Origin of the sequence: Myxococcus xanthus (genome assembly GCF_006402735.1) — a bacterium.
Classification (GTDB): Bacteria; Myxococcota; Myxococcia; order Myxococcales; family Myxococcaceae; genus Myxococcus; species Myxococcus xanthus_A.
The window spans coordinates 2,738,725-2,762,634 of record NZ_CP017174.1; the positions used below are offsets into that span (position 1 = coordinate 2,738,725).

Here is a 23,910-nt window from a genome sequence, read left to right on the forward strand (position 1 = left end):
GGGGGCTCCGGGAAAAATCAGCTTGTCGGTGATTATCGCAAGTCAGCTGTAAAGGTTGCGTGGGGCGCTATGTTCCAATCCGATGAAGGCCTTTCCCAAAGAGTTCGCTGACTGGCTGACCCCCCGGGGTCGCCGCATCCTCGACGGCAAGGAGCGTGACGTGGTGGGCGCGCTGCTCGACCCGGCCCGTCCCTTCGTGTCGCTCCAGGGTGTCATTGACCCACGCCGTGCCGCCGAATGCCGCGATGCGTTGGACGCGGCGATGCGCGAGACGATGGTGCCCATGGAGGACCCGATTCCAGCGGACTCCATCTCCGGGCAGACGATGAACTACATGGAGCTGCTGCCCAAGACGGTGCGGGTGAGCACGGCGCTGCTGGAGAGCCGCCGTTCCCGCTCGTGGCGCGCGGCGGAGTCCGTGGGGCTCACGGACATGCTGCGCTCGGACACCTTCGCCGGGTTCGCCGCCGCGGTGACGGGCCGGGCGCTGCGGCGCAAGTGGGGCATCCAGGCGCTGTGCTACGGGCCGGGGGACTACTCCGGGCCGCACAACGACCACCACCCGGAGGAGCCCGAGGCCCGGGACGGCTACGTGGACATGCACGTCAGCCTCACGCTGCCCGGGGTGGACCACCAGTACCTCGTCTATGCCCAGGACGGACACTTCACGCAGATGACCCCCGTCAGCACCGTGGGCGGCATCACCGTGTACCGGTTGCCCTTCTGGCACTACACGACGCCGCTGTTGGCCCGGAATGGGAAGGAGGGGGCCTCTCGCCGGTGGGTGTTGTTGGGCACCTTCCTGGACGCGGCCCCGGGGGCCCGGCCCGCGACCACCATTCTCCCCGCGCAGGCTCCGGCGAAACGCCCGCCCGCCCGGTAGGCCGGTGACTTTCGGGAGTGGCGGCGGGGCCGGACGGCGTTAGCTTGGGGCGCCCTATGAGCCCCACCGACACCGACGCCCTGGCCGGAGATCTCCTCGAGTACATCGACGCCTCGCCCACGCCGTACCATGCGGTGCGCGAGTCGGCCCGCCGTCTGACGCAGGCGGGCTACCGCCAGTTGGACGAGCGCGAGCCCTGGACGCTGGAGCCGGGCGCGCGCGTCTTCATCACCCGGGGGGACACGAGCATCGCGGCCTTCCACCTCGGCACCCAGCCCGTGGACCGGGCGGGCTTCCGGTTGGTGGGTTCGCACACGGACTCGCCGAACCTGCGCGTGAAGCCGAACGCGGCGGTGATGAAGAACGGCTACCAGCAGCTCGGCGTGGAAATCTACGGCGGGGTGTTGCTGCACACCTGGACGGACCGCGACTTGTCGCTCGCCGGCCGCGTCATGGTGATGGTGGAAGGACGCCCCCAGCGGCACCTGGTGGACTTCCGCCGGCCGCTGCTGCGCGTGCCCAACCTGGCCATCCACCTCAACCGCGGGGTGAACTCGGACGGGCTCAAGCTGAACGCGCAGGAGCACATGGTGCCGGTGCTGGGCCTGGATCGCGCGGGCGTCGCGGAGCTGCACGGGCTGCTGCTGGAGGAGTTGGCCAAGGGCGGCGTGAAGGCACAGGCGGGGGACATCCTCGGCTACGACTTGTGCCTCTATGACTTGCAGCCGTCCATCCGCTCGGGCGCGCACGGCGAGTTCCTCCACGCGCCGCGCCTGGACAACCTGGCCAGCTGTCACGCCAGCCTGTCCGCGCTGCTCTCCAGCAGCGAGCCGCGTGAGGCCACCAGCGGCGTCATCCTGTTCGACCACGAAGAGGTGGGCAGCCGCAGCGCGCAGGGCGCTGCGTCACCCTTCCTGCGCACGCTGCTGGAGCGCCTGACGCTGGCGCACTCGGACGGCAAGCCGGACGCGTTCCACCGCGCCATCGCGCACTCGTTCCTGGTGAGCGCGGACATGGCGCACGCCATCCATCCCAACTACCCGTCCCTGCACGAGCCCAAGCACCAGCCGCACATGGGCGCGGGCCCGGTCATCAAGTCGAACGTGAACCAGTCCTACGCCACGGATGGCGAGTCGTGGGCCTTCTTCACGGCGCTGTGCCGCGAGGCCGGCGTGACGCCGCAGCACTTCGTCACCCGCACCGACCTGGGCTGCGGCAGCACCATTGGGCCCATCTCCGCGGGGCAGCTCGGCATCCGGACGGTGGATGTGGGCAACCCCATGCTGTCCATGCACTCCATCCGGGAGATGGCCTGCGCCACCGACGTGGCGCAGATGGTGGCCGTGCTCAGCCGCCTCTTCGCGTAGTCCCGCGGGTGCTCAGGAGACCGCGAGCGTCAGCCGGCGCTCGCGGGCTTCCGTCAGCGTGTGTGCGTCCATCAGCACCGCCGTCTTCTCCGGCGGGGACAGCGGCTCCACGTTGTCACCCAGCAGCTTGCGCCGCGCGGAGGCCAGTGCCATGGGCACGGCGGCCGGCGAGGGCTGCGACTCCAGCAGCGCCAGGTGCAGCGCGTGCGCCTTGGCATCGGAGATGACGTGGTCCACCGCGTCCTTCACCGGCTCCAGCGCGTGCTCCTCGGCCACCTCTTGCGCCCGCTCCAACACGCGCGGCGGCTCCGTCTCCTCGGGGATGACGAGCAGCCCGCGCCGCTCCAGCCAGATGCCCAGCGACGCGCGGGACGTGAAGACGGAGAGGGGGATGGACAGCAGCAGGCCGGCCACGACGGGCGACAGCCACAGCAGCAGCCCGGGCGACAGGAAGAACGCCACCGCCGCCAGCACCACGCCCACGGTGGTGTGAGCGGCGTGCCGCCGGGCCGCCTCGGACCAGGGCAGGTCGGCGTCGTCGCGTTGCTGGCTGGACCACGTCACCTTGTAGCCAAGCAGCGTGCCGAAGACGAAGTGCGACTGGAACAGCATCATCACCGGCGCCATCAGCGTGGCCAGCACGCTCTCCAGCAGCACACTCAGCACCAGCCGAATCCGGCCGCCCATGAGCGCCGAGTCCTGGGAGCTGGCCAGCGCCAGCAGCAGCCCGAAGCACTTGGGCGCGAACAGCATGGCCATGGACACGGAGAACAGCCGCACGGCGCCCGTGGTGTCGAACGCCAGCGCCTCCGGGCCCAGGTCCTCCAGCAGGTGCGGGTTGGAGAACGACAGCCACCCGTCGTAGAGGCCGGCAATCAGCCCGGACATCAGGAACAGCAGCCACAGCGGGGACGCCGCGTAGGACATCACGCCCATCAGGAAGTGGCCCCGGCTGATGGGGTGCAGGCCGCCCGCGGCCACCAGGCTCAGGTGCTGGAGGTTGCCCTGGCACCAGCGCCGATCTCTCTGCGCGTAGTCCAGCAGGCTCGGGGGCGGCTGCTCGAAGCTGCCGCCCAGCTCCGTCACCAGCCACACGGTGTAGCCGGCGCGGCGCATCAGCGCGGCCTCCACGAAGTCGTGGCTGAGGATGTGGCCACCGAAGGGTTGCTGGCCGGGGAGCACGGGCAGGCCGCAGTGCTGGATGAACGCCTCCGTGCGGATGATGGCGTTGTGGCCCCAGTAGTTGGACTCGCCCAGCTGCCACGCCGCCGCGCCCGCGGCCACCACCGGGCCGTAGACGCGCCCGGCGAACTGCTGCAGCCGGGCGAAGAGGGTGCTGCGGCCCACGTTCAGCGGCGGCGCCTGGAGGATGCCCGCGCGCGGGTTGAGCTCCATCAGCCGCGCCATCGTCACCAGCGTGCGGCCGTCCATCAGGCTGTCGGCGTCCAGCACAATCGTGAAGTCGTAGTGGCGGCCCCAGCGCTCGCAGAAGTCCTGGAGGTTGCCGGCCTTCTTGCCGGTGTTGTCCGTGCGTCGCCGGTAGAAGATGCGCCCCTGGCCACCCACGCGGCGGCACAGGTCGGCCCAGGCGAGCTCCTCGGCGATCCACGCCTCCGGGCGGGTGGAGTCGCTGAGAATGTAGAAGTCGAAGGCGTCCAGCTGCCCGGTGGCCTCCACGGACTCGTAGGTGGCCTGCACGTTGGCGAAGACGGAGGCCGGGTCCTCGTTGTGGACCGGCATCACCACCGACGTGCGCGAGGTGAGCCGCGTGGTGGATTCCTCCGCCGTGGGCCAGCGCAGGCCGGGCAGCCGCTTGCTCACGGCGAGCTGGAGGAACCCCGCCACCGCCGTCCAGAAGGACAGCGCAATCCACCCGAAGCACAGGGCGAAGAGCACCAGCAGCACGCCTTCGGGGACGGTGGTGCCGCGCGCGCTCAGCAGGCGGTGCATCTCCCACGTGCCCACGAGGGTGGACACGGCGGCCAGGCCCAGGACGAAGAGGCGCCGGATGCCGGCGCTCTCCGGTGAGAACGAATGAGCGTGCATGGCGGAACCTCGCGAGGAATCTCCCGGAGCGGGGGCTGCGTCAGCGGGAGACGGACATGTCCGGCTGCCCGGCGCGCAGCCAGCGGCGCAGGCGCTCGCCCAACGGCCACAGCACAAGCTGCTGCTCCGGCATCTGCGTGGCGACCTGCGCCGGCGTCGGCACCGGCACCGCGGCGCGCAGGGCGCGGTAGAGCTCGCGCGGCACCGCGTCCCGGGTGAGCACGGAGGCGCCGAAGCGCGCGCCGTCGCTGAGGACGAAGGCGGCGCGGCCACGGGTCAGCAGGCGGCCTTCACCCACCACGTCCATGTCCAGCACGCGCGTCAGCCACGTCTCCATGCGGGCCCGGGCCAGGGCCACGGCGGCCTGCGGCTTCACGTTGGACGCGGTGACACCCTCCAGCGCCCAGGCGGCCAGCGCGGCCAGGTCCTCGGCGGCTTCGAAGCCGAAGCCCTGGAAGAAGGCGTCGAGCGCCACGCACGTCTCCGGACGGACCCAGTCGGTCGGCACGGAGGGGCAGGTGTTCGGCGTCGTCACGGAATCCATAGATAGCTCCAGGTCTCGGTGAGGGTCTCCGAACCGCGCCGCAGGAACGCGCGCAGCTCGATGGGTTCACTGGTGCCCTCGGGCTCCAGCTCGAAGGTGGTGCGCCAGCCACCGGAAGGTTCATGGCGCTGGATGGTGGAGCGCAGCACCTGGCCCTTGGCTGCGGTGATGACGGCTTCCACCGGCCCGTCCTCGGCGCGGGCGGTACGAGAGAAGTCGAGGATGAACCGGCGCGTGGCCGGCGTGACGCCTTCGCCCACGGGCATGCCCGGGGTGATGGCGGAGGTGATGCGCGTCGAGGTGACGACGCCGCCGGTGTTCTCCCAGGGCGACCTGGTGCCCCAGTGCAGGCGGTAGGCCACGCGCAGCGGCGTGCCCGGCGTGAGCGGCGCGTCTGGCACCCAGAAGGCGACGATGTTGTCGTGCGTCTCGTCCGGCGTCGGAATCTCCACCAGCCGCACCGCGCCGGCGCCCCACTCGCCCACGGGCTCCACCCACGCGCTGGGGCGGCGCTCGTAGTGGGCCTCCAGGTCCTCGTAGTTGTGGAAGGCCGTATCGCGCTGCAGCAGGCCGAAGGCGCGCGGGTCCTCCGCGCGGAAGCTGGAGGTGCGCACCTGCCGCGGGTTCTGCAGCGGGCGCCACAGCTGCTCGCCGTCCTTGGACCAGACCAGGAGGCCGTCCGAGTCGTGGACCTCCGGCCGGAAGTCGTCGAACTTCGCGCGGTCGTTCTCACCGAACAGGTACATGCTGGTGAGCGGCGCCACGCCCAGGTTGTCGATGGTGCGGCGCGAGAAGAGGGTGGCCTGCACCTCCATCACCGTGTTCGAGCCCGGGGTGATGGTGAATCGGTACGCGCCGGTGATGCTCGGGCCGTCCATCAGCGCGTGCACCACCACCTGGTTCGAGCCGGAGGCCGGGCGCTCCAGCCAGAACTCACGAAACTCCGGGAACTCCTCGGGGTTCGGCTGCGCGGTGTCGATGGCGATGCCACGCGCGGAGAGGCCGTAGAGGTTGCCCTGGCCCAGCGAGCGGAAGTAGCTGGCGCCCTGGAACACCGCGAGCTCGTCGAAGATGTCCGGGCGGTTGAGCGGGTGGTGGAAGCGCAGGCCCGCGAAGCCGTCCACGCCGCTGCGAGGCAGGGACGCCTTGTTGACGACCTTGCCGTAGCTGAAGAGGTCCTGGGAGAAGCGCAGCGGCTGCGAGCGGCCCGCCTCCACGACGTTCATCACCACCGGCGACTGGAACAGGAAGCCCGGGTGGAAGAACTGCACCTGGAAGGGCAGGCCCGCGTCGCGCCAGTGCGCGCGCTCCGGGCGGAAGCGGATGTCGCGGTACTGGTCGTAGTTGAGCTGCGTGTACGCCTTCGGCAGCGACTTCGGCGGCGCCTGGTAGGGCTTTGCCGCCAGCGCCCGCGCGCGCTCCACCACCGTCTCCGTGGAGAAGGCCGTCGTGCCCTTCGTGGCCGCGGTCTGGGCCTTGGCCGGCGGAGCCGCCACGGCGGCGCCGCTCGACGCCACCGCCACGGCACACAGCCACGGCGCACCCAGCTTCAACGCTTTCTGCCGCAACGACGTCACGTCCGAGCGCCTCCGAATGAGAGGTTTCGCCGAACGGCTCCGGTGTCCCGGACCTCGCCCGACCGCACGCTCCGCGTGGACTCGCGGTGCGGCGCGTCAGTGCCTCAGCAACCCGCGTACCAGCCCCGCAGGCTCGAATCCGCCGTCAAAAAAACGCTGGGATTCCGGCAGGTTGGGAGCGGCGTGTCACTGGAAAGTCACGAAAAGCACACTCTGCGCATGCCTCCTGTGGACGGTTCCCTGCCCAGCGGTCGGGGGCGGTGGGGAGGATAGGGGCAGGGGGTGGGGGGGCCTGTCCAAATCTTCCACAGGCTGACAATTCGCTATGCGTGCGCGAGTCGTTCCTGGATCAGGGAGAGGAGTTCCCTGCCAGCGAACGGCTTTTCCAGATGTGGGCTTGGCACCGACTCCAGGAAGGCGCGGGCCTGAGGCGTCACCGCGCCGCCGGTGAGGAAGATGACCCGCTGGGCCTGCTCGGGGTGGCGGGCCTGGAGGGCGGAGTAGAAGTCCATCCCGCTCATGCCCGGCATCATCAGGTCGCAGAAGACGACGTCGAAGCGCTCGCCGGCCTCGATGCGATCCAAGGCCTCCTGGGCCCGGGTGGAGAGGGTGACGTCGTGGTGCGGACGCAGCGTACGCCCCAGGGCCGTGCAGACGAGCGGCTCGTCGTCCACCACCAGCAGGCGGCCCCGCTTCTCCGCGGGGGCGGGCGGCGGAGCGGGCGGTGGGTGCTCCGTCCCGATCCGCTGGGAGGGGGTCAGGAGCACCTGGAAGGTGGAGCCCTTGCCCGGCTCGCTCGTCACGTGGATTTCCCCACCCAGGGCCGTCACCAGGCTGTGGCAGATGGACAGGCCCAGTCCGGTGCCCACCCCGGGCTCCTTGGTGGTGAAGAAGGGGTCGAACAGGCGCGGCAGGTGTTCCTTGGCGATACCGGCGCCCGTGTCCGACACCTCCACGCAGACGTGGCCCTTGCCCGAAAGGCGGGTGACGACGCGGATTTCATGGCGCTCCGGCGTCCCGGAGGGAATGGCCTGGGCGGCGTTCACCAGCAGGTTGAGGAACACCTGTCCCAGCCGTGACTCGTTGCCGACCACGGTGGGGACCGCGTCGAGCTGCTTCACCAGGCGGGCGCGGTGGCGAATCTCCGTGGTGGCCAGGTTCAGCGTGGACTCCAGCACCTGCCGGACGTCCACTTCCGCGCTCTCCGCTGAGTCCACCCGGCTGAACGTCTTCAAGTCCCGGACGATGCTGCGCACCCGGTCGGCGCCCTGCTGCGCCTCGGCGAGCGCGGCCTGGGCGCTGGCCACCGCCTCCGCCAGCCGGGGCTCCACGTTCCGGGTGCCGGTGGGCAGCACGCCGGCGAGCTCCTCGCGCGCGAAGGCCAGGTTGGCGGTGAGGTAGGCCAGGGGGTTGTTGATTTCGTGCGCCACGCCCGCGGCCAGCGTGCCGACGGAGGCCATGCGCTGCGCGAGCATCAGCCGCGCCTGCATCTGGTAGCGCTCCGTCAAGTCATGGGAGACGGAGACGATGGAGTCCTCGCCGTCGAAGGGCAGGGGGAAGGTGGTGGACTCCACGTGCAGCACGCTGCCGTCGCGTTTGACCAGCCGCCGCTCCTGGAGCGCCGCGCGGCCGGTGCGGATGGCTTCGTGCATGCGCGCGTCGGCGCTGGCGAAGTCCTCCTTCGGGATGATGTCGGAGATGTGCTTGCCCAGCAGCTCATTCACACTCTCGTAGCCCAGGGCCGTGGCGACCTTGAGGTTGGCGTAGCGCACGCGCGCGCTGGTGTCGAAGACGGCCACCAGGTCCGGCAGGCTGCCGATGAGGGTGCGGAAGCTCACCTCCGAGCGGCGCAGGCTCTCCTCGGCGCGCTTGAGCGGGGTGATGTCCGGGAAGAAGGCGATGATGTGGGGCGTGCCGCCGTAGAGCACCAGGCCCATGAAGAGCAGCGTGTGCCGCATCTCGCCCTCGCGGGTGCGGTACTGCGCGTCCACGCCGCGCACCGTGCCGTGGCGCCGCAGCCTGTCCATGATTTGCGAGCGGTCCACGGGCGTCTCCCACAACGACAGCTCCACCGTGGTGCGCCCGATGACCTCCTCGCGCGTGTAGCCGAAGAGCTCGAAGTAGGCTTCGTTGGCCGCCACCACGCGCCCTTCGGTGATGGTGGTGATGGACGTGGGCACGGGGCTGACGGCCAGCAGCGTCTCCTTCAGGTCATCTCCGAAGGGCAGGCCCTTGCGGCCCTCGCGCCGGACGAAGCGGCGGCGGGCCATCTCCAGCCGCAGCGCCAGTTCCTCCTCATCCACGGGCCACGCGAGCAGGTCCTCGGCGCCGGCTTCCAGGGCGGGCCGCAGTGTGCCCAGCGCGCCCCGGTGGCCCAGGAGCAGCAGCACGGATTCCTCCCCACCGGGCAGGCTGCGCAGCGCGCGCACCAGCGGGACGCGGGAGGTGTCTGTCCGGGCATCCACCATCACCAGCGCGCACGTGCCGCTGCGCCACGCGGCGGGCACCTCCGCCTCACGCGTCACGGTGACCACCGTGTGTCCCTGCTCACGCAGCCAGGACTCGACTGGCGCCAGGTCCGCCCCTCCCCCCTGGGTGACAATCAGGACCCGCATGGGACACCTCTTGATGACGAACGCTCATCGTTACACGACGTCTGCTGTTGTAAAAGCGGGGTGCCGTGCCGGTGTGGCGTGGAGGTGACGAAGCGCCCGGGCTGCTACACTGGCTTCAGGACCGGGGTGGACCGGTGGAGACAGGGGGAACTCATGGAACGGCGGGGCTGGGACGACAAGACGGCCACCGAGCCGCGGAAGCCACCACCGTTGCCGGTGCAGGTGCCTCGGCGGAACTTCGAAGGGCTCTTCGTCCATGCGTTGAAGCCCACGGGGCCCTTCGCCCAGTCCTTGCGAGACATTGGCTACGACATGGAGGCGTCGCAGGAGTACTACCCGCTGGCGGTGTGGCGGGCGGCGCTGGGGGTGGCCCGTCGTCATGCCTGCGTGGGGCAGCCGCCCGAGGCGGCCAACCGCGTCCTGGGGCACCGCTATGTGGAGGGGTTCGCCCAGACGCTGGTGGGCCGCATCTTCGCCACCGCCGCGCCCCTGCTGGGGACGGAGCGGTGTCTGACGCGACTGCCCACGTATCTGCGGGCGGGGCGCGAGGACATGAAGATGCTGCTGGAGCCGGTGCAGGCGGGGGAATGGCGCATCCGCGTCGTGGACCCGGACCCGCTGCCGGACTTCGTCGCCGGCGTGGTGGAGGGCGTCCTGCTGCGCACCAAGGTGTTGCCCCAGGTGGAGGTGCTGGAGCGGCAGACCGCGGGGTACACCCTGCGGGTGCGCTGGACGGGCGCCTGAGCGGGCCTCCGGGCTCCGGGTGTCCGCCTCATCGCCAGCCAGGGAGGCGAGTTCCGACAGGTGCTCCCTCAGTTGTGATTGGCGGCGAAGTGTCCAGTCGTTAAACCTGCCACCCGTATGCACAAGACTCACCTCGTTGGCGCGCGCACGCACAACCTGAAGGACCTGTCGGTCGACCTCTCGGAAGGAGAGTTCGTCTGTGTCACTGGCGTCTCTGGCGCCGGTAAGTCGAGCCTGGCGCTCGACACCCTGTATGCCGAGGGGCAGCGGCGCTTCGTGGAGAGCTTCAGCCCGTACGCCCGGCAGTTCCTCGAGCGGCTGGAGCGGCCGCCCATGGACGCCCTGGAGCCCGTGGCCGCGGGCGTGGCAGTGGACCGGCGCGCGCCCGTGAAGAGCTCGCGCTCCACGGTGGCCACGCTGGCGGACGTGGAGCCGTACCTGTCCGCGCTCTTCACCCGTGAAGCCGTGCCCGTCTGTGGCACCTGCGGCGTGGAGGCGGTGCGGACGGACGCGCGCGTGGCGGCGGCCGCGGCCATCCGCGAGCACACGGACGCGCAGGCCATCCTCACCTTCCCGCTGCGCATCCCCGACACGGCGGCCTTCCTGGACGCGCGAGCCCGGCTGCTGAAGGACGGCTACCACCGGCTGATGGTGCAGGGCGAGGTGAAGGAGCTGGAGTCGCTCCGTCCCGCCGAGGCGACCGACCCGGCTGGAATCGCGCGCGTGGTGGTGGACCGGGTGAAGCTGACGAACGCGCAACTGTCGCGCGTGACGCAGGCCTTGGAGGACGCGTGGAACCGCGCGGACGGCGAGGCGCACCTCTTCGTCCCGGGCCAGAGTGTGCCCCAGCGGCTGCGGCGCGGGCTGGTGTGCCCCAAGTGCGCGCGGGAGTTCGAGGCCGCGCGGCCCGGCCTCTTCAGCTACCAGTCGCCGGTGGGCGCGTGCGCCGCGTGCCGTGGGTTCGGCCGCACCATTGGCATCGACTGGGGCAAGGTGATTCCCAACCCCGAGCTGAGCCTGTCCCAGGGGGCCATCCGTCCCTGGTCCGGGCAGTCCACCACGTGGGAGCGCGGCATGCTCCAGCGCTGGTGCAAGGCGCGGGGGATTCCGTGGGACAAGCCCTGGGGCCTGCTGACGCCCGAGCAGCGCGAGTCGGTGCTGGAGGGCGAGGGCGACTACGACGAGGGCCGCGCCTATCCGGGCGTGCGCGCGTGGTTCCGGTGGATGGAGGGCCGCACGTACAAGATGCACGTGCGCGTGCTGCTGGCGCGCTATCGCGCCTACACGTTGTGCGAGAGCTGTGGCGGCGGACGCCTCAACGCCCAGGCGCGTGCGTACCGCGTGGGCGGGCTGGATTTGCCGTCGTGGCACCACCTGGAGCTGACGGATGCGCTGGCGCGGCTGGACGCGCTGCGCACCACCACGGGGCAGGGTGAGCTGGCGCGGCGCGAACTGGCCGGGCGCCTGCGCTACCTCCAGCGGGTGGGCCTGGGCTACCTCACGCTGGACCGCCCCGCGCGCACGCTGTCGGGCGGCGAGGCGCAGCGCGTGTCCCTGACGGCCGCGCTGGGCACGTCCCTCACCGGCGCGCTCTTCGTGTTGGATGAGCCCACCGTGGGCCTGCACCCGGGCGACGTGCCGCCGCTGACGGAGGCCATCGCGGAGCTGGCGGAGCGGGGCAACATCGCGCTGGTCATCGAGCATGACCCGCTGGTCATCCGCTCGGCGCACCGCGTGCTGGAGCTGGGGCCCGGGGCGGGGAAGCAGGGCGGGCGGCTGGTATTCGATGGCACGCCGGAGGCGCTGGCGAAGAAGCAGGACCTGCCCACGGGGCGGCTGCTGGCCGGTGTCGACGAGGTGACGCGCACGCCGCGCTCGCGCACCGGCGCGTTGGTGATTCGGGGCGCTCGCGAACACAACCTGAAAGACCTCACGGTGGAGGTGCCCCTGGGCGTGTTGTGCGCGGTGACGGGGCCCAGCGGCTCGGGCAAGAGCACGCTGATGGACGAGGTGCTGTACCGGCACCTGGCGCGGCGGCTGGGCGTGAAGGACGTGGAGGCGCCCGGCGCGGTGGACGCGGTGGAAGGCATGGAGGCGGTGACGGCCATCACCCTGGTGGACCAGTCCCCGCTGGGGCGCACCTCGCGCGGCAACGCGGCCACGTACACCAAGGCGTGGGACCGGCTGCGCGAGCGCTTCGCCTCCGAGCCCGACGCGGAGGTGCGCGGCCTCACGGCGGCGCACTTCTCCTTCAACGTCGACAAGGGCCGCTGTGAGGCCTGCTCGGGCGAGGGCTACGAGACGGTGGAGATGCAGTTCCTCGCTGACGTGGCGCTGCTGTGCGCGGTGTGCCGTGGCCGGCGCTTCAAGGAAGAGGTGTTGGCTGTCCGCCACCAGGGCTTCAGCGTGGCCCAGGTGCTGGAGATGACGGTGGACGAAGTGCTCCAGCACTTCGGCGGCGACGCGGCGCTGAAGCGCACGCTGGGGCCGGTGGCGCGGCTGGGGTTGGGCTACCTGCCGCTGGGGCAGCCGTTGTCCACGCTGTCCGGCGGCGAGGCGCAGCGTTTGAAGCTGGCGCGGGCGCTGGCAAGTGAGGCGCAGGGGACGCTGTTCCTCATCGACGAGCCCAGCGCCGGCCTGCACGCGGAGGACGTGCGCCACGTCATCACCGCGCTGAATGCGCTCGTGGACTTCGGCGCGAGCGTGCTGGTGGTGGACCACGACGTGGCGGTGATGAAGGCCTCGGACTGGGTCATCGACCTGGGACCCGTGGGCGGCCGTGACGGTGGCCGGCTGGTCGCCGAAGGGACGCCGGAGGACGTGGCTCGCGGCAAGGGCGCCACCGCCCAGGCGCTGCGGGGCGAGCGCGAGCCGCTGGGCCGCGCGGTGAAGCTGCGCAAGCCGGGCAAGGGCGAGGTGCCCGCCATCGAGGTGGAGCACGCGCGCGAGCACAACCTCCACGACGTGTCGTGCCGCATCCCGTTGGGGAAGATGACCGTCGTCACCGGACCGAGCGGCTCGGGCAAGAGCTCGCTCGTCTTCGACGTGGTGTTCGCGGAGGGCCAGCGCCGCTTCCTGGAGACGCTGAGCCCGTACGCGCGGCAGTTCCTGCCCTCCATGCCGCGTCCGGATGTGGAGCGCATCAGCTCGCTGCCGCCGTCGGTGGCGCTGGAGCAGCGCACCTCGCGAGCGGGAGCCACCAGCACCGTGGCCACCGTCACCGAGGTGGCACACTACCTGCGCCTGCTGTTCGCCAAGCTGGGCGAGCCGCACTGCCCGAATGACGACTCGCCCATCACCTCCATGTCGCCGGACGTGCTCTTCGCGCAGCTCACGGCGATGAAGGGCGAAGGCACGTTGCTGGCGCCCGCGGTGCGTTCCCGCAAGGGCACCTATCTCGACATCTTCGCGGCGGCTGCGCGCGCGGGAATCTCGCGGGCCATCGTCGACGGGAAGCTCGCGTCCACGGATGACCCGCCGCGCCTGGCGAAGACGCGTGAGCACGACATCGACCTCGTCATGTACGAGGGCAAGCTGTCGAAGCTGGACCGCGACGTGTTCGAGAAGGCGCTGGGCTGGGGCCAGGGCGCGGTGAAGGTGGACGCTGGCAAGGGCGAGACGCTGCTGTCCACCGAGCGCACCTGCCCCAAGTGCGGCACCGCCGTGCCGGAGCTGGACCCGCGCTGGTTCTCCTTCAACACGAAGCAGGGCCGCTGCGAGTCATGCGAGGGCACCGGCGTGCAGGGCGGCGCCGAGGCGATGGCCGAGGGCGAAGTCGCGCCGTGCCGCACGTGCGGTGGCAGCCGGCTGGCCCCCGTCCCCCGGGGCGTGCGGCTGGAGGGCGCGCGCTACCACGAGGTGGTGCAGCAGTCCGTGGCGTCCACGCTGACGCGGGTGCGCGGCTGGAAGTTCAAGGGGGACCGGGCGCTCCTGGGCGAGCCGTCCCGTCAGGAGCTGCTGCGCCGCATGGAGTTCCTGGAGCGCGTGGGCCTGGGCTACCTGTCCCTGGACCGCAACGCCGCCACGCTGTCGGGCGGGGAGATGCAGCGGCTTCGCCTGTCCGCGCAGCTGGGCGCGGGTCTCACCGGCGCCATGTACGTGCTGGATGAGCCCACGATTGGCCTGCACCCGCGCGACACACACCGGCTGCTGGACAACCTTCGCGCCCTGGTGGCCACGGGCTCCACGGTGCTGGTGGTGGAGCACGACTCGGACACCATCCGCGCGGCGGACCACCTGCTGGACCTGGGGCCCACGGGCGGCCGGGGCGGCGGGCACATCCTGGCGGAGGGGCCGCCGGACGTGGTGCTGGAGAGTGATTCGCCGACCGCGCGGGCCTTGAAGGAGTCGCAGGTGCGGCCTCCCTCGGGCCGGGGCGAGGCGAAGCAGTGGATTGAGCTCAAGGGCGCGCGGGCCAACAACCTGAAGCGCGTGGACTTGCGGCTGCCGGTGGGGCGGCTCAACGTGGTGTCCGGCGTGTCGGGCTCCGGGAAGAGCACGCTGATTCGCCAGGTGCTGTACCCGGCGCTGCGCGAGAAGCTGGACCGCGTCACGGCGAAGCCCGGCCCCTTCACCTCGCTGCACGGGGCGGAGGCGGTGAAGCGCGTGCTGTCGGTGGACCAGTCCCCCATCGGCCGCACGCCGCGCTCGGTGCCGGCGACGTTCCTGGGCATCTGGGACGAGCTGCGCCGCGTGTTCGCGGCCACGCCCGAGGCGAAAATCAAGGGCTTCACGCCCACGCGCTTCTCCTTCAACTCGGCCAGTGGCGGCCGGTGCACCGCGTGCGACGGGCAGGGCGCCATCTCCCATGAGATGTCCTTCCTCCCGGACGTGGTGACGCCGTGCGAGGCCTGCAACGGCGCGCGCTTCGACGCGGCCACGCTGGAGGTGCGCTACCACGGGCTCACCATTGGCGACGTGCTGCGCCTGTCCGCCGACGAGGCCAAGGAGGTCTTCAAGGCGCTGCCCCGCGTGGCCGCGCCGCTGGAGTGCCTGGCCGACCTGGGCGTGGGCTACCTCCAACTCGGCCAGGGCTCCAACACCCTGTCCGGCGGTGAGGCCCAGCGCTTGAAGCTGGCGGCCGAGCTGACGGCCTCCGCCCGGCACGAGCCCACGCTGTACGTGCTGGACGAGCCCACCACCGGCCTGCACCTGGGCGACGTGGAGAAGCTCATCACCTTCATGGGCCGGCTGGTGGACCGCGGCGACACGTTGGTGGTCATCGAGCACCACCCGTCCGTGATTGGCGCCGCGGACCACGTGGTGGAGCTGGGGCCCGACGGTGGCGAGGCGGGAGGCCACATCGTCGCGGAGGGCACGCCTCGCGAGGTGGCGAAGCAGAAGACGCCCACCGGCCGGGTGCTCAAGTCGCTCTTTTCGGGGGAGGACACACGCTCGCGTGCCGCGGCGCGGCGGGCGTGAAACGGGCGGGGGACTGGGGCATCCTGGGGAGCGGCATGAAAACCCTCCCCCTTTTGACCCTGGCCTCGGCGCTGGCTTTCACCCCGGCGCTCGCCGCTGCGCCGAAGCCTCCTCCCCCCGCGAAGTCCGAACCCACGAGCGAGAAGAAGCCCATGTCCTTCCATCAACTCTCCGCCAACCGGCTCGACGGCAAGCCGGAGAAGCTGTCCGGCTACCAGGGCAAGGTCGTCCTGGTGGTGAACACCGCGTCGGAATGTGGCTACACGCCGCAGTACGCGGGCCTGGAGAAACTCCACCAGGAATACAAGGACAAGGGCCTGGTGGTGGTGGGCTTCCCGTCCAATGACTTCGGCGGCCAGGAGCCGGGCTCGTCGGAGGAGATCAAGAAGTTCTGTGAGCTCCGCTACAAGGTCACCTTCCCCATGTTCGAGAAGGTGAAGACGAAGGGGGACGGCCAGTCGCCCGTCTACGCGTTCCTGGCGCAGCACCACCCCGCGCCCAAGTGGAACTTCCACAAGTACGTGGTGGGCAAGGACGGCCAGGTGAAGGCCGGCTTCCCCAGCGCGGTGACGCCGGACAGCGCCGAGCTGAAGGCAGCCATCGACAGCGCGCTCGCGCAGCCATAGTCCCTGAAAGGGCGCGTGGGGGCTGGCCCTCTGGTCCCCGCCCTGGTGGCATGCGGCCGTGGCTGGCGCCCTGGCATGGGCGCCGGTGGGGGCTCACCCTGAATGCCGACTCGGCTTGAAGGGAGGCCCCATGGACACCCGGGACACGGCGTGGCCGCCGCTGCCGCTGGAGGCGTGGAAGGACACCTACGCCACGTTGCACCGGTACACGCAGGTCATCGGCAAGGTGAAGCTGGCACTGACGCCGCCGCAGAACCACTGGTGGAACGTCGCGTTCCGCGTGACGGCGCGGGGCATGACGACGGGGCTCATTCCCTTCGGAAATGGCGCCTTCGAGGTGGACTTCGACTTCCGCTCGCACGAGCTGCACGTGCACGCCAACCGTGGGCCGTCCCGGGTGATGGCGCTGGAGCCCCGGCCCGTCGCGGAGTTCTACCGGGACGTCATGGCGACGCTGCGCTCCATGGGCATCGAGGTGCGCATCTGGGAGCAGCCCGTCGAGATTCCCGACGACACCACGCCCTTCGGTGAGGACTGGCACCACGCCAGCTATGACGGTGAAGCCGTGGAGCGCTGGTGGCGGGCGCTGCTGCAGGCCACGCTCGTCTTCGAGGACTTCCGCGCGCGCTTCACCGGCAAGTGCAGCCCGGTGCACTTCTTCTGGGGAAGCTTCGACCTGGCGGTGACGCGCTTCTCCGGCCGGCCCGCGCCTGCGCGCCCCGGGGCGGACCCCATCACCCAGGAGGCCTACTGCGAGGAGGTCAGCAGCGCGGGCTTCTGGCCCGGCATGCAGGCCACCGGCGGCGCGGCCTTCTACAGCTACGCGGTCCCGGAGCCGGAGGGCTTCGCGCGCGCCAGCGTGCGCCCGGCCCAGGCCCGGTACGACGCCAACATCAAGGAGTACCTGTTGGCGTACGACGACGTGCGGCGCGCGGAGGACCCGAAGGCGTACCTGCTCGACTTCCTCCAGAGCACCTACGAGGCCTGCGCGGACCTGGGCGGCTGGGAGCGGGAGCGCCTGGAGCGGCCGCTCATCGTCCCGGAGTCCCTGCGCGCGGCCCGCGTCGTTGAGGAGGGGACGGTCGCCGAGCAGCCCGCGCCTTGAAGCCCGGCCTCGCGGAGGCGCGTCGCCGCGAGGCCGGTGTGCGAAAAGGACCTTCCTCACTTCGCCTTGGGCGGGAAGCGCTCCAGCACGTCCTTCACGGACTCATCCAGCCGCTTCTGCTGCTTCTCCGCGCTGGCGTTCTCGTCCAGCTCCGCCTGGGCCGTGCCGCGCCAGACGAGCTGCTTGGACTGCGGGTCGACGATGTCGAGGATGAGCGAGCCTTCCTCGTACTCACGCAGCTCCGTCTCCGGCATGGTGACGGCGCCGCCCGCGAAGAAGGGGTCCGTGAAGGGACCGCCCCAGGGATAGCCGTAGTAGGCGTCCACCGTCTCCGCCTTCAGCGCGTTGTGGATGGCGCCGTGCCAGCCGATGAGGAAGTCCGGGTTGGCGGTGGACTCCACCTTCCGGTAGCCGCGCGCCAGCAGGTAGCGGTCCACTGTCTGCTCGACGCGCGCGCCGACGATGGGGTTGTAGACGCGGTCGTCCTTGCCCGTGGGCTGTGGGAGCCAGGCATAGGTGCGGTACCCCTCCAGCTTCTGCGTGGCGGAAGGGTCATAGTTGGTGTTCACGTCGATGCTGGAGCACGCGGCGAAAGCCAGCGCCAGCAGCGGTGGGGCGATTCGGGTCAGCAGCCGCAAGGAAGCCTCCTCGGTGGCGGCGCGGTGCGCGCCGTTGCCTCCCTGACGGTAGGCACGGCATGACGAGGCCCCCTCGGGCTGGATGCCCGGTCCTCCCCGGCCGTAGTGCGAGTCCACTGCCCTGCGGGAGGGGTGCCAACCCGTTCAACGCGCACGGCGATATGAGGGGCACACCCGGTGCGTTCTCAGGGGTGCCCTCCGTGAGCCAGGCCCCGGGCTCGGGGGCCATGCTCCATCCGTCTTCCCCAGGGGAATGCCGAGAACATCGTCATGCGCTCACGCCTTTCGACGTGGGTGACGGCCGGGCTCCTGTTGGGAGCCTGCGGTTGCGCCGTCATGCCCGAGACCCGCCAGCAGCTGGTGGAGACCACCAGCGGCAATGCCATCTACAAGCTGCCGCCGGACGCCCTGGTGGCGACGGCACGACGCCTGCTCGTGGAGCAGAAGTACGAGCTGCTCCCCAGCTCGGACCCGCTCTACGTCCACACTACCTGGCGCATCCGGGGCAATACGGACCTGGGCGCCAACTGGTCCCGCCTCTTCGTGCAGGTCCATCCGCTGTCGGATGGCCGCTCCGTGGTGCGGGCCTACCGGATGGACTACACCACCAACGGGCGCGCGCCCTCGCATCCGAGCATGGGCGCCGGTAATCGGGACGCGAAGCTGGGGGAAGGAGCGGCGGCGGCCTCCGTCGCGGGGGAGCCCCTGTCGCCGACGAGGCCCGTCGTGCGCCGCGCCACGGATATCGAATGGGAGGTGCTGTCGCGTGTGGAGCCCCGGCTCGCCGCCCACCTCGAGGCCCGCGCGGAGTCGTACCTGGCCACCGGTAGGAAGGACCCGAGCGAGCCCACCGAGGAGTGAACTCGCCGACAGGCCCCGCGCCCCCGCGTCAGTGCATGCCGCCGTCGTATCCGCTGCGCCCCAACGAGTCCTTCCCGGGCTCCCGCTTCATCTTCTGGCGGCCCTCGCTGCGCGCCAGGGCGAGCGCGAGCCGGGCGCGCTTCTCCTGTGGCAGTGTCTTCGCCAGCGCCAGGTACAGCTCCTTGTCGAGCGCCGCGATGCGCTCGCGTGCCTCGAAGGCTCCCAGCGCCGCCGCGTCCACCTGTGCCAGGGCCTCACTGTCGCCTCGCGACGCCCGGTGGAGGATGCGCGCCGCTTCACGCACCTGCTTGCGCAGCGGGCGGCGGCGCTCGTCGAAGCGCTGAAGCGTCTCCTCCAGCTTCAGCGCCTGCGCGTTGTCCAGGTCCAGGATGTCCGACAGCTCCAGCACCTGCCGCAGCCGATGCCGCTGCTCCGCGCGCTCCAGCCGTTCCTCGGCGCGGGCCTCGCGCCCGGTGGGCGTGGCCACCGCCACCCAGGGCAGCAGGGCCAGCATCATCACCGCCATCCGCGTTCGCACCCTCGTCGTCACAGCGTCTCTCCCACATCGAAGTCGAACTCTTCGTCCCAGCCCTCGGAGTCCTCGAGCCGCACCGCGTCCAGCGGCTCCAGCCCCGCCCAGGCCTCGATGGCGGCCATCGTCTCCGCGTCCAGTTCCTCGACGTCGGTGGCGGGCGCCGCCGTCGCCGTCACCGGGGCCTCCGGTCCCAGACCTGGCAGCCGCCACGCGCCGGGCACCAGCAGCACCAACGTCACCGCCGCGGCGGTGGCCACCAGCGCGCCTAGCGTCTTCAAGCCCAGACCCTGGCGCCGGGCGCCGCGCCGCCACTCCGACAGCGTGCGCCGGGGCAGCTCCTGGAGCTCCGTCTTCTCCTGGGGCGACAGCGCGGGCAGCGCCACCAGCGAGAGCAGCTCCATGGATGCCGCGAGCGCCTGCCGGCACCCCTCGCAGCCCTCCATGTGCTGGATGAGCCCAAGCGCCTCGTCATCCTCCAACGCCCCCGCGGCGTGCAGGTCCAGCCGCTCTTCCTGGTCAGGGCACGCAGCCATCAGTGCTTCTCCTCGGGCGCGCCCACCCGCGCCTTGAGGCGCTTCATCGCATGGTGGAACTGCACCTTCGCATTGTTCTCCGTGATGCCGAGCGTCTCGGCGATGTCCTTGAACGCCAGCCCGCCGTCCACGCGCAGCGTCAGCACCTCGCGCTGGCGGCGGGGCAGGGCGAGCACCTCGGCGCGAACCTGCCGTTCGCGCTCGGCCCGCTCCAGCCGGTCCTGCGCGGACTCCGACGGGTCCTCCACCACGTCGTCCGGCCCGGAGGCCACCAGCACCGGGCGCCACCGCTGACCCTGACGGGCGTGGTTCTTCGCCAGGTTGAGCGCGATGCGCACCAACCAGGCCCGGAAGGGCGCCGGTCCCGACGGCGTGAAGCGCGCGAAGACGCGGCGCGAGGCCTCCAACGCGCGCAGGAAGGCGCTCTGCACCAGGTCCGCCGCGTCCTCCGGGCGCGTCACGTAGCGGCGCACCAGCGAGAAGACGAGCGAGCGATGCCGCATCACCAGCACCTCGAAGGCCGCCGGCTCACCCTCCAGGAATGCGCGGCAGAGCGCCTCGTCCGGCGCACGCTCCAGGCCCGCCCGGGCCATGCGCGCGGGCAGGGACACGACCCGGCCGCCTGTCTCCCTGATGCTCACGTGGCTCCAACCCCGGACGGAGATAAAGGTTAATTTTGGCCGATTTCCGACAGTGATTTCTGGTTGTCCCTGAGTTTCAAGGTGTTGAGTCAGGAAACGTGCCTTCCCGAGTTGATGGCGGGCAGGCCGCGCGGGGACAATGGGCGGGCGGTTGCTACCTGGGACGGGGGCATGTTGACCCAAGGAACTGGCTCACGCATCAAGGGCGGCGTGCTCATCTCGCGGCTCAACATGCTGCGCCAGCACGGTGGGCAAGTCGTGGTGGACGCGGTGCTGCGGCGGCTGCCCGCGGAGGACCAGGCGCTGCTGCGGAAGATGCTGCTTCCCGTCGGCTGGTATCCCCTGGAGCTGAACCTGCGGTTGGACGCGGCCATCGCGGGGGTGATGTCGCCCGAGGACAAGGACCGGGCCTTCCTGGAGATGGGGCGCGCTTCCGCCCATGAGGCGCTGCATGGCCCGCAGCAGGTCTTCGTCAAGGCAGGCGAGCCGCACTTCCTGCTGAGCCAGGCGCCGAAAATCTACCGCTTCTATTACGCGGTGGGCTCACGCACCTATGAGCAGACAGGCCCGTGTGCCGCGGTGCTGCGGACCTTCGGCGCGGAGAACGTCACCGAGCCGGACTGTCTCACCATCATCGGCTGGCACGAGCGCGCCATCGAGCTGTGTGGCGGCCGCGCCGTGCACGTCACCCACCCCATGTGCCGCGCCCGGGGCGCACCGCACTGCGAGTACCACTGCACGTGGGAGTGAGCGCCCGTCAGGGGGCCGGGGGCGGGTTCGCGCGCAGGTAGCGGAGCACGTCGTCCAGGTGCCGGTAGACGCGGACCTCGTGACGGATGACCTCTTCGATGCGGCCATCCGCGCCGATGATGAAGGTGACGCGGCGGTCGACGTTGAGCACTGGCCACAGCACGCCATAGTCGCGGCTGATGCCACGGTCCGCATCGCCCAGCAGTGCGAAGTGGATGCCTTCGGCCTCCGCGAACTCACACTGCGTGCGCTGCGTGTCCACCGACACGCCCACCAGCTCGGCGCCCAGCTCCTTGATCAGCTCGTGGTTGTCTCGGAACGCCCGGTTCTCGATGGTGCAGCCCACCGTGAAGGCCTTGGGAAAGAAGAAGAGCACCACGCGCCGGCCGCGCAGGGAGGACAACCGCAGGGGGGCCCCGTGACAGTCGGTGGCGGTGAAATCCGGCGCGGTGTCTCCGACGGAAAGCATGCGCCCGGGTCCCTACCATGTTTGCCATGGGCCCGCCGGACATGCGTTCAGGCTAAGGTCCGCGCCCGTGCGGGCTCCCAGGGACGAGCTGTCTTCGCGGCGGTTTCAACAACGATTGGCCCAGGCCATGGGTGTGACGCGGGTGGCGCGTGTCACCGGGTTGGACCGGACCGGCGTGGAGGTGGCGTGCGCGGTGCGGCCGGGAGGTCACGTCCTCCAGGTGTGCAACGGCAAGGGCCTCTCCTACGACGACGCGGCCTGGGGCGCGCTGCTGGAGACGGCGGAGTTGTGGGCGGCGGAGACGGTGGTTCCGGACGCCTTCGTGTGGGGCTCACGAGCGGAGCTGGAAGGTCACCTGGGCGCGCTGTGGGGCGCGGACGAATTGGGCTCGGCGGGGGCGCTGGTGGCGCCGCGCTTGTGGAGCCCGCACGTGCGCTGTGCCTGGCTCGAGGCGCGGGAGCTGTACTCCGGTGAGCCGGTGTGGGTGCCCGCTCAGGGTCTGCACGTGCCTCCCGCCGGGAGCCCCGCGTTGGGCCCGGTGGCGGTGGCGTGGACGAGCAACGGCTCCGGCGCGCATCCGGATGCGGGGCGGGCCCTGCTGCACGCGCTGCTGGAGGCCACGGAGCGGGACCAGCTCGCGCGGATGATGCCGGAGGGGTGGACGGAAGAGGTCGTCCAGCGCCGGCTGCTGCGAACGCCCGAACTGCTCGAGCTCGCTCCCGCCGTGGAGGCCCTGGCTGGACAGCTGCGCGAGCGAGGTTTTGGTGTGTACCTCTTCGACGCCACGCCCGCCGCGCGCACGCCGGGCGCGGTGGGGCTGCCGGTGGGCGCGGCGGTGCTGGTGGACCTGGAAGAGGGCCCGGTGCCGCTCACCGCGGGTTATGCGTGCGCGTTGACGCGCGAGGCGGCGTTGCTGAAGGCCTTGCTGGAGGCGGCGCAGTCGCGGCTGACGGACATCCATGGCGCTCGCGAGGACGTGGCCGCCGCGGACCGGGAAGCGGCGCGGGGCTTCGCGGAGGCTTGTGCCCAGGTCCGACCCCGGCGTCGTGCCGCGGACATGCCCGACCTGGGTGTGAAGGCGAAGGGCGCCGCGGCGGGGCAGGTGCGCCAGGTGCTGGCGCTGCTCCAGCGAGCGGGCTTCACGCGAGCGGCGGCGGTGGCGTTGTCGTCACCGGTGGAGGGCCTTCACGTGCAGCGGGTGGTGGTGCCGGGCATGCGCATCTCGGAGCTCCTATGAAGCGGCGCGCGGACAATCTCGTGGTGTTCCTTGGGCCTTCTCTTCCAGAGGCCCAAGCGAAGCGGCTGGCGCCCTGCACGGTGCTGCCGCCCGCGCGGCAGGGTGACGTGTGGCGCGCGCTGCGGCTGCGGCCTCGGGCCATCGCCCTGGTGGATGGGGTCTTCGAGGCACAGCCCTCGGTGTGGCACCACGAGCTGCTGGCGGCGATGGAGGCGGGCGTGGCCGTCTTCGGAGGCGGCAGCATGGGGGCCCTGCGCGCGGCGGAGCTGGCGCCGCACGGCGTGGTGGGCGTGGGGCGCATCTTCGAGTGGTACCGCGATGGCGTGGTCGTGGATGACTCGGAGGTGGCGCTGCTGCACGCGGACGGTGAGCACGGCTGGCGCCCGCTCACGGTGCCCATGGTCAACGTCCGGCACGCGGCGGCATGCGCGGCCCAGGCCCGGGTGCTGACGCGCGATGCGGCCCGGGCGCTCGTCGACGCGGGCCAGTCCGTCTTCTACCAGGAGCGGACGTGGGGGCGGGTGCTGGAGGCCGTGGCACCTCGCTGGTCCGCGTCCACCCGGGCCGCGTGGGACGCGTGGTTTCCGCGCGGCGCGGAGGACCTGAAGCGACAGGACGCGCTCGCGTGCCTCCGGACGGCGGCGGAGTGGGTGGCCTCGGGTGCGCCCGCGCCGCACGGCGCTCCTCGCGAGCCGTCGTCCCTGGTCCGGCGACGGCGACTGGTGGATGACGTCACGGCGACGCAGGCGGGCGCCGTGTCCTCGGGACAGGTGTTGGACGTCCTTCGTGAGTCCCCGGACGCGCCGGCGCTGGCCGAGGCGGGGCTGCGGCGGGCGCTGCTCGCGGGCTGGGCGCGCACCCTGGGACTGGGCGTCTCCGATGCCGAGGTGGCGGTGGAAGAGGCCCGTTGGTGGCAGGCCCAGCGCGTGCCCGCCTCGCGCCGTGAGGCCCACCTCGCGCGCCTGGGATTGGACGCGGTGGGGCTGCGGCGGCTGTGTGAGGAACTCGCGCTGGAGCGGCTCGTCCTGACGCATTCCGCGCGCCTGTTGCCGGACGGCCCGTCCTGGGACGAAGCGCTGGCCGCCGAGGCCCGGCTGAGCGGGGCCTGGGCGGACGCCGCCGAGGCGGTGGACCCGACGGAGGGCGTTGGGTCCTCCTGAGCAGCGGACTTACCTCGCGGGTAAGTGAAAACGTGACATCCCCGGGGAAAAGGATAGGGTCAACCCTGGAGGTTGCCCTTGTCCAGCCCCGCTCCCTGGGTGGTTACCGAGTCTTCCGCGCGATTGGCACCGCCACGGGCCGTGCGTCCCGCGCGTGA

Annotated in this window: 19 protein-coding genes; 10 read left to right on the forward strand and 9 right to left on the reverse strand. The window is 71.2% G+C overall.

Annotation, left to right across the window (positions count from 1 at the left end; translation table 11 throughout):
• The first annotated feature begins 82 nt into the window (after window positions 1-82).
• Window positions 83-883 carry a hypothetical protein gene (locus BHS09_RS11670; protein ID WP_140797914.1) on the forward strand — a complete coding sequence of 267 codons (801 nt, stop codon included), beginning with the start codon at window positions 83-85 and terminating at the stop codon, window positions 881-883.
• Between the two features lie 56 nt (window positions 884-939).
• Window positions 940-2,250, forward strand: coding sequence for a M18 family aminopeptidase (locus BHS09_RS11675; RefSeq protein WP_174260522.1), 1,311 nt, complete (start codon window positions 940-942; stop codon window positions 2,248-2,250).
• Window positions 2,251-2,262: 12 nt separating this feature from the next.
• Here the strand turns inward: BHS09_RS11675 and mdoH are convergent, their stop codons facing one another.
• The 4 genes from mdoH to BHS09_RS11695 all read right to left on the reverse strand — a co-directional run bounded on the left by mdoH (window position 2,263) and on the right by BHS09_RS11695 (window position 9,032).
• The gene (gene mdoH, locus BHS09_RS11680; protein WP_140797916.1) at window positions 2,263-4,296 is read right to left on the reverse strand and encodes a glucans biosynthesis glucosyltransferase MdoH; all 2,034 of its coding nucleotides are present in this window, start codon (window positions 4,294-4,296) and stop codon (window positions 2,263-2,265) included.
• A 40-nt stretch (window positions 4,297-4,336) separates the two neighbouring features.
• A complete protein-coding gene (locus BHS09_RS11685) occupies window positions 4,337-4,840 on the reverse strand; it encodes a hypothetical protein (RefSeq protein WP_090489571.1) in 504 nt (167 codons plus the stop codon).
• Window positions 4,828-6,417: an OpgD/OpgG family glucan biosynthesis protein gene (locus tag BHS09_RS11690; RefSeq protein ID WP_140789715.1), complete on the reverse strand. Its 1,590-nt coding sequence runs from the start codon at window positions 6,415-6,417 to the stop codon at window positions 4,828-4,830. The genes BHS09_RS11685 and BHS09_RS11690 overlap by 13 nt, the downstream gene beginning before the upstream one ends.
• 323 nt (window positions 6,418-6,740) lie before the next feature.
• Window positions 6,741-9,032 carry a PAS domain S-box protein gene (locus BHS09_RS11695; protein WP_140797917.1) on the reverse strand — a complete coding sequence of 764 codons (2,292 nt, stop codon included), beginning with the start codon at window positions 9,030-9,032 and terminating at the stop codon, window positions 6,741-6,743.
• A 153-nt stretch (window positions 9,033-9,185) separates the two neighbouring features.
• Between BHS09_RS11695 and BHS09_RS11700 the strand changes: the two genes are divergently transcribed.
• From BHS09_RS11700 to BHS09_RS11715, 4 genes are all read left to right on the forward strand, one after another.
• Window positions 9,186-9,776 (forward strand): DUF2378 family protein, encoded by a 591-nt coding sequence (locus BHS09_RS11700; RefSeq protein ID WP_140797918.1) that lies wholly within the window; start codon window positions 9,186-9,188, stop codon window positions 9,774-9,776.
• A gap of 117 nt (window positions 9,777-9,893) precedes the next feature.
• Window positions 9,894-15,197 (forward strand): excinuclease ABC subunit UvrA, encoded by a 5,304-nt coding sequence (uvrA, locus tag BHS09_RS11705; protein ID WP_140797919.1) that lies wholly within the window; start codon window positions 9,894-9,896, stop codon window positions 15,195-15,197.
• A 35-nt stretch (window positions 15,198-15,232) separates the two neighbouring features.
• Window positions 15,233-15,823, forward strand: a complete 591-nt coding sequence (locus BHS09_RS11710; protein WP_140789723.1) for a glutathione peroxidase — start codon at window positions 15,233-15,235, stop codon at window positions 15,821-15,823.
• A gap of 130 nt (window positions 15,824-15,953) precedes the next feature.
• Window positions 15,954-16,928, forward strand: coding sequence for a DUF5996 family protein (locus BHS09_RS11715; protein ID WP_174258732.1), 975 nt, complete (start codon window positions 15,954-15,956; stop codon window positions 16,926-16,928).
• A gap of 56 nt (window positions 16,929-16,984) precedes the next feature.
• On the opposite strand, the gene BHS09_RS11720 is transcribed toward BHS09_RS11715, so the two are convergent.
• A complete protein-coding gene (locus tag BHS09_RS11720; protein ID WP_140789726.1) occupies window positions 16,985-17,566 on the reverse strand; it encodes a DUF4136 domain-containing protein in 582 nt (193 codons plus the stop codon).
• Between the two features lie 336 nt (window positions 17,567-17,902).
• Here BHS09_RS11720 and BHS09_RS11725 point away from each other — a divergent pair, with 336 nt between their 5' ends.
• Complete coding sequence (locus tag BHS09_RS11725) at window positions 17,903-18,427, forward strand: hypothetical protein (RefSeq protein WP_140797920.1); 525 nt, start codon at window positions 17,903-17,905, stop codon at window positions 18,425-18,427.
• 28 nt (window positions 18,428-18,455) lie between these two features.
• Here the strand turns inward: BHS09_RS11725 and BHS09_RS11730 are convergent, their stop codons facing one another.
• Genes BHS09_RS11730 through BHS09_RS11740 form a run of 3 tightly spaced genes read right to left on the reverse strand, consistent with a single transcriptional unit; the run spans window position 18,456 to window position 20,136 of the window.
• Window positions 18,456-18,977, reverse strand: coding sequence for a hypothetical protein (locus tag BHS09_RS11730; protein ID WP_140797921.1), 522 nt, complete (start codon window positions 18,975-18,977; stop codon window positions 18,456-18,458).
• Window positions 18,974-19,495, reverse strand: a complete 522-nt coding sequence (locus BHS09_RS11735; RefSeq protein ID WP_140797922.1) for a zf-HC2 domain-containing protein — start codon at window positions 19,493-19,495, stop codon at window positions 18,974-18,976. Before BHS09_RS11735 ends, BHS09_RS11730 begins: the two co-directional genes overlap by 4 nt.
• The gene (locus BHS09_RS11740; RefSeq protein WP_140789734.1) at window positions 19,495-20,136 is read right to left on the reverse strand and encodes an RNA polymerase sigma factor; all 642 of its coding nucleotides are present in this window, start codon (window positions 20,134-20,136) and stop codon (window positions 19,495-19,497) included. Before BHS09_RS11740 ends, BHS09_RS11735 begins: the two co-directional genes overlap by 1 nt.
• A gap of 171 nt (window positions 20,137-20,307) precedes the next feature.
• Here BHS09_RS11740 and BHS09_RS11745 point away from each other — a divergent pair, with 171 nt between their 5' ends.
• On the forward strand, window positions 20,308-20,886 hold the full coding sequence (locus BHS09_RS11745; protein ID WP_237080331.1) for a TIGR02265 family protein: 579 nt from the start codon (window positions 20,308-20,310) through the stop codon (window positions 20,884-20,886).
• A gap of 7 nt (window positions 20,887-20,893) precedes the next feature.
• On the opposite strand, the gene BHS09_RS11750 is transcribed toward BHS09_RS11745, so the two are convergent.
• Window positions 20,894-21,355, reverse strand: a complete 462-nt coding sequence (locus BHS09_RS11750; RefSeq protein ID WP_140789736.1) for a peroxiredoxin — start codon at window positions 21,353-21,355, stop codon at window positions 20,894-20,896.
• Window positions 21,356-21,422: 67 nt separating this feature from the next.
• Between BHS09_RS11750 and BHS09_RS11755 the strand changes: the two genes are divergently transcribed.
• Together BHS09_RS11755 and BHS09_RS11760 are read left to right on the forward strand one after the other, a co-directional pair.
• Window positions 21,423-22,592: a YcaO-like family protein gene (locus tag BHS09_RS11755; protein ID WP_140789738.1), complete on the forward strand. Its 1,170-nt coding sequence runs from the start codon at window positions 21,423-21,425 to the stop codon at window positions 22,590-22,592.
• Window positions 22,589-23,752 carry a TfuA-like protein gene (locus tag BHS09_RS11760; RefSeq protein WP_140797923.1) on the forward strand — a complete coding sequence of 388 codons (1,164 nt, stop codon included), beginning with the start codon at window positions 22,589-22,591 and terminating at the stop codon, window positions 23,750-23,752. The genes BHS09_RS11755 and BHS09_RS11760 overlap by 4 nt, the downstream gene beginning before the upstream one ends.
• The last annotated feature ends 158 nt before the right edge of the window (window positions 23,753-23,910 follow it).